The 17,541-nt window shown below is 40.1% G+C and carries 11 protein-coding genes; all 11 read right to left on the bottom strand.

Annotation, left to right across the window (positions count from 1 at the left end; all coding sequences use genetic code 11):
- Window positions 1-35: 35 nt before the first annotated feature.
- The 11 genes from glgA to GMD3S_RS0206195 all read right to left on the bottom strand — a co-directional run bounded on the left by glgA (window position 36) and on the right by GMD3S_RS0206195 (window position 17,430).
- On the bottom strand, window positions 36-1,469 hold the full coding sequence (gene glgA, locus GMD3S_RS0206140; RefSeq protein WP_000697273.1) for a glycogen synthase GlgA: 1,434 nt from the start codon (window positions 1,467-1,469) through the stop codon (window positions 36-38).
- Window positions 1,466-2,605, bottom strand: coding sequence for a glucose-1-phosphate adenylyltransferase subunit GlgD (gene glgD, locus GMD3S_RS0206145; protein WP_000687048.1), 1,140 nt, complete (start codon window positions 2,603-2,605; stop codon window positions 1,466-1,468). The genes glgA and glgD overlap by 4 nt, the downstream gene beginning before the upstream one ends.
- Entirely contained in the window at window positions 2,595-3,737 is a 1,143-nt protein-coding gene (locus GMD3S_RS0206150) for a glucose-1-phosphate adenylyltransferase (protein WP_000787263.1), read from the bottom strand. The genes glgD and GMD3S_RS0206150 overlap by 11 nt, the downstream gene beginning before the upstream one ends.
- Before the next feature lie 158 nt (window positions 3,738-3,895).
- A complete protein-coding gene (glgB, locus tag GMD3S_RS0206155; RefSeq protein ID WP_001064535.1) occupies window positions 3,896-5,791 on the bottom strand; it encodes a 1,4-alpha-glucan branching protein GlgB in 1,896 nt (631 codons plus the stop codon).
- A 271-nt stretch (window positions 5,792-6,062) separates the two neighbouring features.
- On the bottom strand, window positions 6,063-7,487 hold the full coding sequence (locus tag GMD3S_RS0206165; RefSeq protein WP_000150231.1) for an NADP-dependent glyceraldehyde-3-phosphate dehydrogenase: 1,425 nt from the start codon (window positions 7,485-7,487) through the stop codon (window positions 6,063-6,065).
- Window positions 7,488-7,684: 197 nt separating this feature from the next.
- Window positions 7,685-9,970: a type I pullulanase gene (gene pulA, locus GMD3S_RS0206170; RefSeq protein WP_000286538.1), complete on the bottom strand. Its 2,286-nt coding sequence runs from the start codon at window positions 9,968-9,970 to the stop codon at window positions 7,685-7,687.
- A gap of 151 nt (window positions 9,971-10,121) precedes the next feature.
- Window positions 10,122-12,080, bottom strand: a complete 1,959-nt coding sequence (ligA, locus tag GMD3S_RS0206175; protein ID WP_001005753.1) for an NAD-dependent DNA ligase LigA — start codon at window positions 12,078-12,080, stop codon at window positions 10,122-10,124.
- Between the two features lie 89 nt (window positions 12,081-12,169).
- On the bottom strand, window positions 12,170-13,348 hold the full coding sequence (locus GMD3S_RS0206180) for an MFS transporter (protein WP_001079356.1): 1,179 nt from the start codon (window positions 13,346-13,348) through the stop codon (window positions 12,170-12,172).
- Between the two features lie 80 nt (window positions 13,349-13,428).
- Complete coding sequence (locus tag GMD3S_RS0206185) at window positions 13,429-14,292, bottom strand: Rgg family transcriptional regulator (protein ID WP_000681330.1); 864 nt, start codon at window positions 14,290-14,292, stop codon at window positions 13,429-13,431.
- Between the two features lie 3 nt (window positions 14,293-14,295).
- A complete protein-coding gene (locus GMD3S_RS0206190; protein ID WP_000584870.1) occupies window positions 14,296-16,197 on the bottom strand; it encodes an ABC transporter ATP-binding protein in 1,902 nt (633 codons plus the stop codon).
- A gap of 78 nt (window positions 16,198-16,275) precedes the next feature.
- Complete coding sequence (locus GMD3S_RS0206195) at window positions 16,276-17,430, bottom strand: DUF5105 domain-containing protein (RefSeq protein ID WP_000722100.1); 1,155 nt, start codon at window positions 17,428-17,430, stop codon at window positions 16,276-16,278.
- Between the last annotated feature and the right edge of the window lie 111 nt (window positions 17,431-17,541).

Here is a 17,541-nt window from a genome sequence, read left to right on the forward strand (position 1 = left end):
AAAAATCGTATGAAAGAATCATACGATTTTATCTATTAGTTGACTAAACTATGGTACAAGTCCAGGTAAGATTTGCAGGCTGTATCCCATGAGAAATCGCATTCCATAGCTTGTTTTTGTAGATTTCTCCAAACGTCTGGCTGGTTCTTATAAACATCCAAGGCTGTTTGGAAACTCCAGTTAAGCCAATAAGGTGTTAAATTATCAAAGCTAAATCCAGTACCAGTTCCTTCGATTGGATTGAAGGATTGAACTGTATCTCTTAGTCCACCAACCTCATGAACCAATGGTAGAGTTCCATAGCGCATCGCCATCATTTGAGACAAACCACATGGTTCAAAACGACTCGGCATGAGGAAGAGATCACAAGCTGCGTAGATTTCTTGAGCAAGTTTGACGTCAAAAGTGATATTTGCTGATAGCTTGTCTGGATAGACTTGTGCAAACCAAGAGAAAGAATGTTCAAAAGCTGGGTCACCTGTTCCTAAAAGGACTATTTGAACGTCCTCCTGTAAGAAACGATGCAAGCTTTCTACAACAACATCAAAACCTTTTTGGCGCGTCAAACGAGAGACAATCCCAACTAGAGGAACATCTGCTCGTACAGGTAACCCAACTCTCTCTTGCAATTTTGCTTTGTTTTGAGCTTTTCCAGACAAATCTTCTTTATCAAAATGATAGTCTAAAAGTGGGTCTGTTTGAGGATTATAAAGATCTGCGTCAATACCATTAACAATACCTGAAACCTTACCTGACTCCATGCGAAGAATCTGGTCCAAACCGCAACCAAACTGACTGGTCATAATCTCGTGCGCATAGCTAGGGGAAACGGTTGAGACACGATCCGCGTAGAGAATACCTGCTTTCATCCAGTTGAGACAATCATTCCAGCGAAGGGTCCCATCAGCATAGCGTTCAAACCCAACACCGAACAAATCCCACAACATTCCTTCAGAAAATTGACCTTGGAATTCCAAATTATGAATGGTTAAAACGGTTCTGATTCCTTGATAGGCTTGAATCCAATGGTACTTTTCTTTTAACAAGAAGGGAATCATGGCTGTGTGGTAATCATGAACATGGAGAAGGTCAGGGATAAAGTCGATGCGTTCCATAGCTTCAAGAGCAGCCAGTTGGAAAAAGGCAAAGCGTTCACCATCGTCAAAATCACCGTACACATGACCACGGAAGAAATAATACTGATTATCAATGAAGTAGAAAGTAACCCCATTCAAGACCGTTTTCTTAATACCACAGTACTGTCTACGCCATCCTACACTAACTTCAAAATGGAGAACATCCTCTATCTGGTCGCCGAACTTAGCTTCTACCATATCATAATAAGGCAAGAAAACTGCAACTTCGTGCCCCGCTTTTACAAGTGATTTGGGAAGTGCGCCAATGACATCGCCCAAACCACCTGTTTTTGAAAAGGGTGCTCCTTCTGCCGCTACAAATAAAATTTTCATGAATAAATGTCCTCTGTTACTGTTTCACCCTTCTTCACTACAACTGGATGTTCTGCTGTGCCTCGAATGACAACACCGTCCGCAACCTCAACTCCTTTGTCTAGAATTGCATATTCAACCTGGGCACCTTGCCCAATCACAACACGAGGGAATAAAATGCTGTCCTTCACCACACTATCTTTGTGAACATAAATGTTACGAGATAGAACTGACTGAACTACTTCACCCTCAATGATACTACCAGAAGCAAACTGAGAACTTCTTACTTTTGAAGTATTCGCATAGTAGGTTGGTTCTTCATTCTTAACTTTTGTATAAATCTTTTGATTTGGTGAGAAGAGAGAATAGAACTTTTTAGATTCAAGCATATCAATATTTGCTTGATAATAGGACTGAACAGAGTGAATATTAGCTAAGTAGCCTGTGTATTCGTAAGCAAAAGCTCCTTCTTTTGCAGCTAAATCACGAAGAACATAGCGTAACTTTTCAGGATATTCTTTCTGAGCCTCTTCTTCAAGTCGTTCAATCAACCAAGGAGTATCCACAACAAAGATATCTGTAGACATGTTGAAGAGTTCATCCGTAGATTTGTTATCAAAGAGTTTGTGCGAACGAACATGGTCAGTTTCATCAATTTCCAAGATAGCATTCACATCTGAAATGTCTTTCTTCGGAAGTTTCTTATATACAACTGTGATCGGACCTTTCGTTGTATTGTGTAGGTGGAAGACTTGATTCAAGTCAATATTCACCAGCACATCGCAGTTAATCGAAACGGTTTGGTTTGAACCTGAACGTCTCAAGTAGGTAAGAAGCTGTTGGTAATACTCTTTTCCAACTGTACTGCTTTCAACACGAGTATTGTAAATTCCTAGATAGTAGTGACTTAGAAGGGTGGACAAGCCCCACTCACGACCTGAACGGATATGGTCGAATACTGAGCTGATATTATCTTGTTGGAAAATACCAAAGATACTACGAACACCTGCATTTGCAAGACTGGAAAGGGGGAAGTCAATCAAACGGTATTTCCCACCGAAAGGTAAGCTAGCTACCGGACGGTGTTCTGTTAATGTTGACATATCATGAAAACCAACTGTGTTTCCTAAAATGGCTGAATATTTATCAATCTTCATCTGTTGCTACCCCCACTACTTCATTGTATCCTACTACTTGTACTTCGTCAGTTCCGTCAATCTCTACGCCGTCTGCAATAATGGCACCTTCACCAATAATAGCACGAGTAATCTTTGCTCCATGGCCAATAATAGCCCCACTCATGATGACTGAATCAACGACCTCGGCTCCTTCACGAACCTGTGCTTCTGTTGAAAGAATCGAACGTTTAACCGTTCCATCTACAAAACAGCCATCCACGACCAATGAATCCTCAACGTGTGCATGTGCTCCAAAGTAGTTGGGTGGTGAGATCAAGTTTCTTGAGTAAATTTTCCACTGACGATTGCGGCTATCCAAGGCATTTTCTGGCGAAATGTACTCCATATTGGCTTCCCAAAGTGACTCAATCGTACCAACATCTTTCCAGTAGCCATTAAATTCATAAGCATAGACACTTTCACCAGACTCGAGATAGTTAGGGATAACGTTCTTCCCAAAGTCTGACATATCCACATTGCTCTTTTCAGCAACAACAAGCATATTGCGAAGTCGTTTCCAGTCAAAGATATAAATTCCCATAGAAGCCTTTGTAGACTTAGGTTGCGCAGGTTTTTCCTCGAATTCAACGATACGGTTATTGGCATCTGTGTTCATGATACCAAAACGGCTAGCTTCTTTGAGAGGTACGTCTAGGACAGCTACTGTCAAACTGGCATTGTTATCCTTATGGGACTGAAGCATATCATCGTAGTCCATCTTGTAGATGTGGTCACCAGAAAGAATCAAAACATACTCAGGATTAACACTGTCGATGTAGTCAATGTTTTGGTAGATAGCGTGACTAGTCCCTTCAAACCAACGGTTTCCTTCGCTGGCTGAATAAGGTTGTAAAATAGAAACGCCTGAACTGATACCATCCAATCCCCAGCTAGAACCATTTCCGATATGGTTGTTCAAAGCAAGAGGTTGGTACTGCGTAATCACACCAACATTATGGATTCCAGAGTTTGCACAGTTGGAAAGAGCAAAGTCAATGATACGGTAGCGCCCACCGAATTGCACTGCCGGTTTGGCAATGCTTTGAGTGAGTTTTCCGAGACGAGTTCCTTGCCCACCCGCAAGGATCAAAGCTAGCATTTCATTCTTCATTTTCTACTCCTTTATAAAGACATGTGAACGTTAAAATCGAAAGAAGGTCGGAAGTCAAACTTTTTTATAAAAATAATAGGAAATCCATTTCTCTTGTGTTTCAAGTCCAATACAAGTACATCCGTTTTTAAAATCTAAAAAATATCATCATCAGCCCATTATTCTTTTTTCTTGGTTGGTTTCAAACGACGCTTGATCTTCCAGATGCTTGCTCCCATGGCAGGCAGGGTAAAGGTCAAAGTCTGCTCATAATCTTTCCATAAGCCTTCTTGAGTCTGAACTGTTTGATTGTGCTCTTTCCACACACCTCCCCATTCTTCTAGTTCTGTATTCCAAACCTCTTCGTAAATACCTGCAACAGGTAAACCAATCGTAAAGTCCTTACGTTCAACTGGTGCCATATTAAAGACACAGACTAATACTTCGTCCTTCTTGCCCTTACGAATAAAGGAAAGGACACTCTGATCTCTATTATCAGCATCGATAATCTCGATACCATCATAACTAGTATCAATTTCCCACAGACAACGATGCTCTTTATAGAATTGATTCAGTTGTGAAGTGAAATGCTTCATCTTGGCATTCATCGGATCTTCTAGATTAGACCACTCCAACTGCTCCTCAGACTTCCACTCGAGGAATTGCCCGTACTCACTACCCATGAACAAGAGTTTCTTACCTGGATGACAAATTTGATAGGTGTAAAGATTGCGCAAACCAGCGAACTGATTGTAGCGATCTCCCCACATCTTATGCATCATACTCTTCTTACCATGAACTACCTCATCATGTGAGAAAGGTAGGAGATAGTTTTCATTGAAAACATACATAAAGCTGAAAGTCACAAGATTAAAGTCATACTTGCGATAAATCGGATCTTCCTCGTAGAAACGGAGAATATCGTTCATCCAGCCCATATTCCATTTATAGTCAAAGCCAAGACCACCCATTTCTTTCATGCCAGTAATCTTTGTCGCTGATGAACTTTCTTCTGCAATCATCATGATATCTGGATGAGCTAACTTAATCACTGTGTTCAAACGTTGAAGGAAATAATAACCCTCATAGTTAAGGTTTCCACCGTCTTTGTTTGGAGTCCAAGGAGCATTATCATAATCTAGATACAGCATATTGCTCACTGCATCGACCCGAATACCATCTAAGTGGTAAAAATCAATCCAAAATTTAATACTTGAAATCAAGAAAGACTGGACCTCATTTTTCCCGAGGTCAAAATTCAGCGCACCCCAACCGTAGTTATGAGCCTTGTTGTGATCTTGGTATTCAAAAGTTGGTGTGCCGTCATAATATGCTAATGCATCATCATTAATAGTGAAATGACCTGGAACCCAGTCTACGATAACACCGATATTATTTATATGACACTCTTCAACGAAATCTTGGAATTCCTCAGGTCTGCCATAGGAATGTTCAAAAGCAAAGTAACCCATAAGTTGATAGCCCCAGCTCAATCCAAGTGGGTGAGCCATTAAAGGCATGAACTCAATATGTGTATAGTTCATCTCAACCAAGTATGGAATCAACTCGTCCTTCAGTTGTGAAAAAGTATAGGGACTACCATCTGGATTTCTCTTCCAAGATCCTGCATGGGCCTCGTATATATTAACTGGTCTCTCGAAAAATCCCAAACGTTTGCGACGTGCTAGCCAAAGACCATCTTTCCATTTCTTTTCACGGATATTGGTCAGAACTGCTCCTGTGCCCGGTCTAGCTTCAAAATAAACTGCCAACGGATCAATCTTCATAATCTGGTGACCATTTGCACGCGTGATATGATATTTATAAATCTGACCTTCCTGAGCTTGACTCGTAAAGACTTCCCAAACACCTGCTTCATTACGAACCATAGGAATTTGATTCTCAACCCAATTAGTAAAATCACCAACTAGATGAACTGCTTGTGCATTTGGTGCCCAAACCCTAAAGGTATAGCCTATTTCTCCGTTTTTCTCCTCTCTATGCGCTCCTAAATAATGCTGGAGGTGAAAGTTCTCACCTGTAGTAAAGGTTCTTAATGCTTCTTGATTATTCATTCAATCCCCTTTCTTTTGTAAGCGTTTTCTATAATTCTATTATACACTCTTTTAAGATAACTTTCAAGTAATTTACGAAGGAAATCATATTTTTTTATGAAAGCCTTCAAAAAATTACCTAGCATTTTAAAAAAGATATCCTGAAAATAGAATACGAAACAATTTCCATATATTTTTTTATTATAATACCAGAATATTCGTTTTTTATCAATTTTTAACTGTATTTTTAGTAAAAAATAAAATCAGGAAGGTAATTTCCTAATTTTATAAATTATTTCACATCAAAAACAATGGATTTAACATTTGTCATCGCTTCGATACTATATTTAATTCCTTGTACTCCTGCACCAGAACCCTTTACACCAAGGAATGGGAAATTATCTGGTCCACGCTGTGTTTTATTATTAATATGAACGGTACCCACTTCAAGTTTTTCAGCAATTTCAAACGCCTTCTTAAAGTCATTTGTAAAGACTGAAGATTGAAGACCGAACTCTGATTCATTAGCAATTTCTAACGCTTCATTGGCATCTGCAACTCGGATAATTGGGAGAACAGGTCCAAATGGTTCTTCCCAGGCTAATTTCATGTCTCTTGTGACATAATCAAAAAGTCCTGGCCAAATGAGATTATTCTCACGTTTGATTGGACTGAGCGCTTTGGCTCCTTTTTCCTGAGCATCTTCAATCAATCCCCAGATGAAATCAGCTGAAGCATTGTCAATAACAGGTGTGATATCTGTATTGTCAAATGGATCACCGACTGTTAGCTTAGCAACTTCAGCTTGGAGCAATTCTGCCAATCTGTCTGCTACGCTTTCCACAACCAAAACACGTTTGATAGCGGTACAACGCTGACCAGAGTAGCTAAAGGCACCACCTACGATTTGCTTAGCTGCATTTTCTAAATCTGCATCTTCTAAGACAATTGCTGCATCTTTCCCACCAAGTTCAAGCATAATCGGGCGCATACCAGCTAAACGACCAATACGCTCACCAATCGGTGTTGAACCTGTAAAGTTAATGAAGTTCACTTCCTTGTGTTCGATGATGTAGTCTCCGATTTCAGAACCACGTCCAGTGATGGTGTTAAAGACACCTGCTGGGATTCCTGCTTCGTCAAATGCTTTAGCTAGCAAGAGGCCAGAAATAGATCCTTGTGTTGGGGGTTTGAACATAACGACATTTCCTGCAATCAAAGCCGGAGCAATCTTAGATCCAGAAAGGTTGACTGGATAGTTAAATGGTGCAATAGCTAAAACGACACCAACTGGTTCACGACGGACAACGGCTAGTTTATTTTTACTTGCAGCTTCAAAACCGCCACCTTCCATTGCTTGTCCAGTGATACGGAGACCTTCCTCGGCAGCAAAACGAATCAATTCTGCTGTACGTACTACTTCTCCAATGGCTGCTTTAATCCCTTTTGCAACCTCTTTAGCAAGAATGGTACCAATTTTTTCTTTGTCACGTTCCAAAATGTCTGCTGTCTTATGCAAATAGGCTGCACGCTCAACTGGTGCTAAATCACGCCATGCTGGGAGAGCTGTACGCGCTGCTTCCATAGCCTCATCTACTTCAGCCTGACTCATAGCGGGTACTGTCCCCAACTTTTCTTGATTGATGGGAGAATAGATGGCAATTTCATTCTCTGATGATTTCCATTTTCCATTCACTAAATTCTGATAATGTGTCAAATTCTCTTCCTCCTGAAAATGATTAAAACTTATTTTATCAAATTTTCAGAAAATTACAACCCCTTTTTGGAAAATATTGATATTTTTTTCACAAACTTGATTCTTCAAATTATTTGAAATTTATTCCTATTAGATATTGGTTTTTCAATAAAAATCAAAAAAGGTCTAGTTTTAACTAAACCTTTTTGCTGCATTTACTATGAAAGTACCTTCAAGACTGCAACGCTGATATCATCAATCACATTAGACTCTTTAGAACGACTATTGGACACAAGCATTTCAAGATTTCCTGCATTTTCAAAGTAGAAAGAAGTTCCCTTGGCATTGAATACCACCAATAAGTGCTCTGTTCCACCGTGAATTTCGTAAACAATCCAACCACTATTTTCAGCAGCTGTATGGACGAAAACATGACGATAAACTTCTTCGTATGTAGGATAAGAGAAAGCACGCCTTTGTGTTTTTAGGCGAATAATCTGGCGAATAAAGTCAATGCTCTCTTGTCTCTCATTGATTAAATCCCAGTTGACCTGGTTGACACTATCTGGAGCATTGTAACTATTCATAGCCCGTTCTCTATCTGCTGGAGTCAGCTCGCCATTTTCTCCTGTAGCAAGGAGCTTGGTGCGACCAAATTCTTGCCCCAGCTCTATAAAGGACATCCCTTGCATAAGAATGCTCATCGCTGTTGCTGTCTCGACCTGACGCATAATCTTATCTGAACTGTGATCTGGGTGAAGGGTTGCTAACAAATCATGCAAGTTGTAATTATCATGAGCTTCCACGTAGTTAAGAACTTGGTTTGGACTAAGATATGAACCCAACTCTCGGCTACCAAGAATAGCTTTGGCTACAATCGGTTCTGTAGCTGCACCGCTAACAAATCCTGCCTTGATTGAGCCGTAAACTTCTCCTCCTTTGATGGCATCACGCTGATCATCGTTGAAGAATCCGATATTTGGCATCTGGTAGGCATTGTCCTTCTTGGCCTTATCATAAGGTGCAAGACCTGTCCCCATATCCCAGCCTTCTCCATAGGTGATAATACGGGGATCAACTTCATCAAGTGCCCAGCGAATCGCCTGCATGGTTTTAACATCGTGAATTCCCATCAAGTCGAAACGGAATCCGTCAATATTGTATTCTTTCACCCAATAAAGGAGTGAGTCAATCATATACTTGCGGTACATTTCGTGTTCGCTTGCGGTTTCATTTCCAACACCTGTACCGTTTTGGAAGGTTCCATCTGGATTCATACGATAGTAATAATCGGGAACAGTTGTTTGGAAAGGTGCATCAACCGTTGAGAAGGTATGGTTGTAAACGACATCCATAATGACACCGATTCCCGCATCATGATATGCCTGAATCATGGTCTTGAGGTCTCGAATAACCTGTCCAGGATCATCTAGATTACTAGAGAAACTTGGTTCTGGCGCATTGTAGTTTTGAGGGTCATAACCCCAGTTATAGGTTACATTCCCGTCCTCGTCATATTCCTTATGGCGATCAAAGATTGGTTGGAGTTGAACATAATTACAGCCGAGTTCTTTGATATAATCAAAGGCTGTTGCTTGACCATACTGGTTAACCGTTCCAGTCTGGGCAGCCCCAAGGAAGGTCCCTCGAAGGTTTTCTGGAACTCCAGATGTCGGCGATTTTGTAAAATCACGAATGTGCATCTCACAGATAACGGCTTTACATGGATTTTCCAAACGCCAAAGGGCGTCTGTCCCATGTTTGACTTTAAATCCTTCTACCTGTCTATCTTGCTGAGATAGGATGACAGAACGTTTCCCATCAGGACTTGTAGCGATAGTGTATGGGTCTCGTATCAAGGTCTGGTGGTGCGGAAACTCAATCTGATACTGATAGGCTTTACCTGCAAGATTTTCATCCAGGTCTACACTCCAAACACCAATGGTATTGTACTTATGACTATATGAATAGCTATTACCACGCTCAAGATTAAAGGTTTTCCAAATCGGCGCGTCGTTACTTGTATTTTCATAAACGACCACTTGAACTGCTGTAGCTGTTGGAGCCCAGAGTTTAAAGCTTGTCTGGTAGTCAGAGATACTATACCCCAACTCTCCTTGGTATCCCCAATGGTGATCAAAACTTTCACTGTGAAAGGCTTTATCAAAAGCAAACGGGTTTCGATCTTTATAGCAAGAACTTGCAATGGCTGGATTTTCAGAATAATAAACCGTCTCATCACCATCCAAAATCCAAACCTCAGTCAACAGTGGATAGTAGTTAAACCGTAGGAGATAATCTTTTGTCTTTCCATCTATTTCTACAGAAAAGTTCAGAGTATCGAGCCTTTCTACACTTGTAACTGTAAAGGAGAATTTTGCACCAAAATAATCATTTTCATAATACAAATTTTCTTTAACATCTGCCTGTTTTCTACTGAATGAACAAGCATCATAATCCCCATTTTTTCGGTGAAAATGGATGACTACTGGGTATCTATACATTTCTTTTCCTAATTCCTAATTTCAATTTTTTTATGTGGTGCTGAAGAATTTAGCGGGAATTTCAGCACAATAGAGAATAGCATTAATAGATATAAAAACACATCAGGAGAGATAGTTCCAGACTATCTAACATCTAGTTTTCAACTATTCTTTACAAACTTTCTAGCCAAGCTTCATCTCGAACTTCGATACCAAGTTCTTGTGCTTTTTGGAGCTTGCTTCCTGCATCTGCTCCTGCTACGACAAGATTCGTTTTCTTAGAAACACTGCCTGTGACTTTGGCACCCAGACTTTCGAGTTTGCTTTTGGCTTCTGAGCGCGTGAGACGTTCCAATTTTCCTGTTAATACAACTGTCAAACCTGACAAGGCCGCATCTGCTACTACTGTCTGTCCCTTGTAGTCCAGATTGACTCCAGCTTCTTTCAACTCATCTAAGAGAATCTTCGATCCTTCTGTAGCAAAGTAAGTCTGAAGGCTTTGGGCAATCACTCCACCCAAGCTCTCGATACTTGCTACTTCCTCTGGGTCTGCTTGGGCTAGATTTTCAATAGAGTGGAAATGTTGGAGCAAGAGTTGGCTAGCCTTGCTTCCGACATGGCGAATTCCCAGACCAAACAAGAGCTTTTCAGCAGAGTTTTCCTTGGATGCTTGAATGGCCTGATATAGTTTAGAAGCAGACTTTTCCTTGACGCCTTCTAAAAGAAGGAAATCGTTTTCTTTCAAACGGTAAATATCTGCCACATCCTTAACCAGATTAGCAGCAAAAAGCTTTTCGACGATAGATGGACCAAGACCCGTAATATTCATAGCATCTCGAGAGGCAAAGTGAATCAAACCTTCCATGATTTGGGCAGGACAGCGTGGATTGATACAACGAAGAGCCACTTCATCTTCAAAATGAAGCAACTGACTGTCACAGCTCGGACAGTTAGTCGGAATATCTAGTTTTTCTTCAGAAACACGTTTAGACTCTACCACACGCAGAACAGCAGGGATGATATCTCCAGCCTTATAAACGATAACCGTATCATCTTTGCGGATATCCTTTTCAGCAATATAATCTACATTATGCAATGTTGCACGGCTAACAGTTGTCCCAGCAAGCTGAACAGGTGTTAGATTGGCAGTCGGAGTCACAACACCCGTACGACCTACTGTCCAGTCAACTGAAAGGAGCTGGGCTTCTTTTTCTTCAGCGGGAAATTTATAGGCGATTGCCCACTTGGGCGCTTTAACAGTAAAGCCGAGTTCTTCTTGACCTGCTAGGTCGTTGACCTTGATGACCACTCCATCAATATCGTAAGGAAGTTTCTCCCGTTCTTGTCCTACTTCTTGGATGAAATCCCATATCTCATCTATACTTTTAGCCAATATTCGTTTAGGATTAACTACAAAACCAAGCTGTTCAAGATGCTCCAAGACTTTTTCTTGACTATCACGAGTAGAAGGGCTGGCTTCTTGATAGAGGAAAGTCGCAAGATTGCGTTTGGCCACTACTGCTGTATCCAGCTGACGGAGGGTTCCTGCAGCTGCGTTACGAGGATTAGCAAATTCAGGCTCTCCATTTTCTTGGCGAGCTTGGTTGACCTGGTCAAATGAAGCGCGTGGCATGTAACACTCTCCACGAACGGTGATATCTAGTTCTTCGGGCAAGGTCAAAGGAATGTCCTTGACACGCTTGAGGTTTTCGGTGATATTTTCACCAACAGAACCATCCCCACGTGTGGCACCAACAACCAAAATCCCCTTTTCATACGTAAGCGAGATAGACAAACCATCGATTTTCAGCTCACAAATATAGGTCGGTTGGGGTAATTCCTTTCGCACACGCGCATCAAAAGCTTCTAACTCTTCACGTGAAAAAGCATCCTGCAAACTGTATAGAGGATACTGATGACTGTATTTTTCAAAACCATCTAAAACCTTACCACCAACACGATGAGTTGGACTATCCGCTAAAACTTGATCTGGATAGGCGGCTTCCAACTCAACCAACTCTCGGTAGAGACGATCATACTCGCTATCTGAAACCGAGGGATTGTCACTCGTATAGTACTCGGTCGCATAGCGGTTGAGTAAGGCAACTAACTCATTCATTCTTTCATTCATAATCCCATTTTACCACAAAGCAAGCCCTCCTCACAATAGAGAAGGACTGAAAAATGATTCGTAATGAAATATTTTCTAAAAAAGAGAAATTATAACTCTTTTTTAAAATGACTTCGCACATAAACGAGGGATAAACAAGACAGGATGATAACACCGCTTCCAATTATCAGAAAAGAAGAGAGATGGACACTTGGTAGCACCGTCATAAAGCCTTTTGCAATCGGCATAAATAGGATGGCTAAGGTAAAAATGGTGCTTAGTACTCTTCCCAAGTATTCCCCCTCAACCTTGGTTTGAACCTGAGTAAAAAAGTGAATATTAAAAATCGTCATAAACAGTTCACAAACTAAATTTCCAGAAAAGGAGAGAAAAGTTGGCAGTGGTAATCCCATCATAAAAACTCCAACTCCAGTTAAAGCCAATAGAATCAAAAGATTATAAACACTTGCCTTTATTTTACTAGCTAGAAGAGCTCCAATAATCGAACCAATAGCGCCCATAGTTAAAATAGTTGCATAAGCTCCTTCTACCCCGTATAGTCGATTTGAAAAAGGGAGGAGAAATTCAAAAGCTGCAAAAAAGAAATTAACACTGGAAGCTACTACCAAAAGGAAAAAGATCTCTTGCTGGCGCCAAATATAGCGAATCCCTTCTTTCATATCAGCAAAAATATTTTTCCAGCTGAAAGTCTTTTTCTCTTGTTCCTGAGTCTCTTTTTTTGGGAGAAAAGCTACTAAGGTAAATGCGATAAAAAAACTAATGGCATCTAAAACGAGCGTCATATGGAGACTGGCAAATTGTAAAACGAGAAAAGAAAGCACCGGAGAACTGACTCCTACAACCTGTAAAACTAACTCCAAGCGAGAGTTATAGGTCACAATCTCGTCTTTCTCTACAACCTCAGTTATAATGGCTTTGTTAGATGTACGAGAAAATGCAAAGGCAACCGCCTGAACAATATTGGCAAAAATCAAGGCAGCAATCATCAAGCTATCATCTCTGATGAAAGAAATAGCTAAGCAAAGAACGCCACAAATCAAGTCTGTCGTCATCAAAATTTTGCGACGCGAAAATCGGTCTGAAATCACTCCGCCAAAGGGATTGACCAGAATCGATGTGACGAGTTCAGAAATTTGATAAATCCCAAGAACAGTCTGCCCTATCGTTCCCATTGATGCCAACCAAACACTGTTTCCATAATCATAGAGCATATTTCCTATTTTATTAATAGCACCACGACTAATCAACTGGATTGCATGTCGATTCATATAAAAAACCCCTCTCAAATTTTGAAACTATTGTATCAAAACTGAAAGGAGTCTCTTTATTTTTCCCTTATTTGGGAAATTTAAGGATTTACAAATTTTTCATAATGTTCCTGATAGTAAGCCACTTGCTCTGGAAGTCCAAGCACAGCAAAAATATGCATGGCCTCCCGCATCTGACTACAACCTTCTTCTTTCAAGTCTCTCTGGTAGAGGGCGAAACCTTTGAGATAATGGAAGATATTGCGCTCATAAAGCTTGATACCATTTCCAATTAACTTCTCCACATAGCCCTCAAAATAGTCCGCATCCGCAAAGGATCGATTTTCCAAACAATGCTGGTAACAGTTAAGAGCTAAAATCAAAACGAGTTTACGATGCCGACCAATTTCCTTGTAGTAGTCTTCCCGCTCCATGACTTCTCTGCCAATCCGAGCTACATAGTCCACATTGTAGAAAGTATAGAGATTTCCGAAAAGAATCAACTCATACATGGTCCATTCTTCTGTTTGAAAAAGATAATCTGCCACCTTTTCCAAATCACTCTGCCTCATCCTGTAACGAGCATCTCTTTGACAAATCAAACCCTGTAGCAGAATCCAATTCAGCTCAAAATAGAGGGGAGTTGTCGATCTCTTAGACTTTTCAAGTTGTTCTCTTTGAAGCTTTTGAAAACCTGCAATATCATTTGAGTAGTAAAGCGGAATAATCTGTGCCATTAAGGCAACATGTTCATGATTTTGAAAATCCCTAGCCTTGTCCATGAAATTCTCAATAGTCACATGAATATTGTCCAAAATCTCAAAGAAACGAGAAACTGCCAGATCAGACTCCCCAAGCTCGAAGCGAGATAATTGAGAAGTTGAACATGATTTACCTGCCGCCTCTTTTAAGGAGTATTTCCCACTTGTTCGAAATTCACGAAATACCTTTCCAAGATGTTTCATTTCTTACACCTGCTCTGATAATTCTTCCCACTCAAGCATAGCTTCTTCTTGACGATGGCTAATTTTGTCCAGTTCAGCCTGCAATTCCATGAGCTTTTCAGCATCGTTGGTTTCCAGCATTTGTTCAGAAATGGCTTGACTTTGAGTTTCTAACTCTTCAATTTCAGCTTCTAGATTTTCGATTTGTCGCATGAGCTTACGGGCTTCTTTCTGACTTTCTTTCTGAGCTTGGTAGTCATTAACTGGACTTGTTTCTTTTGCTTGATTACTAGTTGAAGCTTCTTTTGTCTGAGTCATTTCTACTTCTGCTTTCTTTTCAACATAGTAGTCATAATCTCCAAGGTAGAGGGTTGAACCACTCTCGGACAATTCCAAAACATGAGTGGCTACACGATTGATAAAGTAACGGTCGTGACTGACGAAAAGAAGGGTCCCATCAAAGTCAATCAAGGCATTTTCTAGCACTTCCTTGCTATCAATATCCAAGTGGTTGGTCGGCTCGTCAAGAATTAAAAAGTTGTTGTTTTCCATAGAAAGTTTGGCAAGTAACAAACGAGCTTTTTCGCCACCTGACAGCATGCCAACTGATTTCTTAACATCATCTCCTGAGAAAAGGAAGGCTCCAAGTCGATTACGGATTTCAACCTCTGGTGTTAGTTTAAAATCATTCCAAAGTTCATCTAGGACACTATTGCTTGGTGTTAGCTTGCTTTGAGTCTGGTCATAGTAACCAACCTCAACATTTGCTCCAAAACGCTTCTCTCCTTTGATAAGAGGAATCTGGTCTACTATTGACTTGATAAAGGTTGACTTCCCAATACCGTTTGGTCCAACGATAGCAACAGCATTCATCTTGCGAAGGTCAAGATTTATCGGTTCTGACAAAATTTCCCCATCATAACCAATGGCTGCATTTTCAACTGTCAGGACAACATTACCAGATGTTTTTTCAGACTGGAAGGTCATATTAGCTGATTTCTTACCAGCTTCAGGTTTATCCAATCGCTCCATTTTTTCCAGTTGTTTACGGCGCGATTGGGCACGTTTGGTTGTCGAAGCTCTTACTAGATTGCGATTAACAAAATCTTCCAGAGCAGCGATTTCCTTCTGCTGTTTCTCATAGTTTTTTGCCTCAGTTGCTAGTTTTTGCTCTTTTTGTTCAACAAAACGAGAGTAATTCCCCACATAGCGATCCAAAGAATGCTTGGTCAAATCGAGCGTAATTGTTGCAACCTTGTCCAAGAAATAACGGTCGTGACTAACAATGATGAGAGCGCCACTGTAGTTGACTAGGTAATTTTCCAACCAGGCAATGGTTTCAATATCCAAGTGGTTGGTCGGCTCGTCCAAGACCAAGAGATTTGGTTTTTCAAGGAGCATTTTGGCCAGAGCAAGCCGAGTATTTTGACCACCTGAAAGCTCAGCAATTTTCATCTGCCACATAGACTCGTCAAACTTGAAACCATTCAAGATAGCGCGGATATCAGCTTCGTAGGTAAAGCCACCAGCCTGACGGAAATTCTCTGATAAACGATCATAATCCGCCATCAGTTTATCTAGATCTTCACCATACTTTTCACCCATCTCCAACTCCATCTGACGCAGTTGTGTCTCTGTCCGACGCAAGTCATCAAAGACATGGAGCATTTCATCATAAATGGTATTTTCAGACTCAAAACGGCTATCTTGGGCTAGGTAAGACAGAGAAATATCTTTTTTCTTATTGATTTCTCCACTAGTTGGCTCCTCTTCTCCAACCAAAATCTTTAAAAGAGTAGACTTACCTGCACCATTTTTCCCAACAAGAGCAATCCGGTCTCGTTCATCTACCTGCAGATTAATATTATCAAAAAGAACCTCACCAGCAAAAGATCGTTCAATTTTATTAGCTTGTAAAATAATCATATCTCTATTTTACTATCTTTTTCTCTTTTGCACAATTGCAATGAAAAAAGTTCGAGTAGTATACCCGAACCTTTCATCTTAGTATCCAATGCCTCCACGGAATGTGCGAGCCATATCTTTTAAGTCATAGTTTTTAGAAGAGGTATCGATGGTCCATTTTCCATCTTTCTTGGTCATTTTAATTTCATAACCCTCTTTTTTCATGTTATCGCTTGTATCTAGAGGAGTTGAATCAAATTGACTTGGTGCATTTTCTAAAATGTACTTCTCACCAGCTTTCATAGCTTCTGAGTAGTTGCTATATTTACCTTTGTTTTCTTCATAGAATTTACGGCTCAATTCATGAACATTCAAATTATCCAAGTCGATTGTTTCTGGTCTAACATAAACAACAGCATAGTCTGGCAAATATGTCTTCACTTTATAATCAACTTTTGCTCTCTTAGCATTTGCTTTGATGTAGGCATCTGCGAATGTTCTAAGTTCTGAATCAGATGGTTTGTAGTTATAGAAGCCTTTTCCGAACGATTCTGTAAATTTCTTGATAAACTCTTCTTTATCAGCTTTCGCATCGTTTGTGAATTCAGCACTATTATCAGAAGATTTTTTATCATCAGCAAGCGCAACAACTTGAGACTTATTATCAGTAGCACTTAGGTTCGTTCCACCACCAGAACTTTCCCCATTAAGGTAAACAGCATCGACATATTTTTTCATTACATCTTTCGCTTCATCAATATGATCTTCATACTGACTTGGATCCACCTTGATTGCTACATCGTTATTCTTTTTAGAATTCTCTTTGATGTCATCATAAAAGCTAGGTGCGAAGTGGAGTTCATACTTAGCATTCTTGTCTACCTCATACACTACATAACCAGCAACACTCTTTCCTTTAGAAAGACTGTCACCATATGACATAAATTTCGTTTTACTGTCGCTTTCGTAGATTTGAATTGGTTGTAATTTTTCATCTTTTTCATTATAAAGCGTAATATCTTGGCTAGTAAAACTAAACTGTTTATCACGATTGTTCTTGATTTCGACTTGAAGTGCAAGGTAGCTTGAAGATGAATCTTCATCTTTAGGCAATACAAACATACCGTCTTTTACTGAAACTTCAAAGTTTGAGTTCGAGGCAGTACCATTGTCGCTTGCTTTTTTGGAAGCTCCACAGGCAACCAGTGCTAAAGCTGATAAAAGCAAAGCAGAATGCTTAAGAATTTTTTTCATAATGGATTCTCCTTTAATGATTTACTATATTTTACCATACGTAGAATAAAATTCAAAACAGAAACCAGAATTTTTCAAAATATCTTAAATTTATAGAGTTTTAACTTAAAT

Origin of the sequence: Streptococcus sp. GMD3S (genome assembly GCF_000298695.2) — a bacterium.
Taxonomy (GTDB): Bacteria; Bacillota; Bacilli; order Lactobacillales; family Streptococcaceae; genus Streptococcus.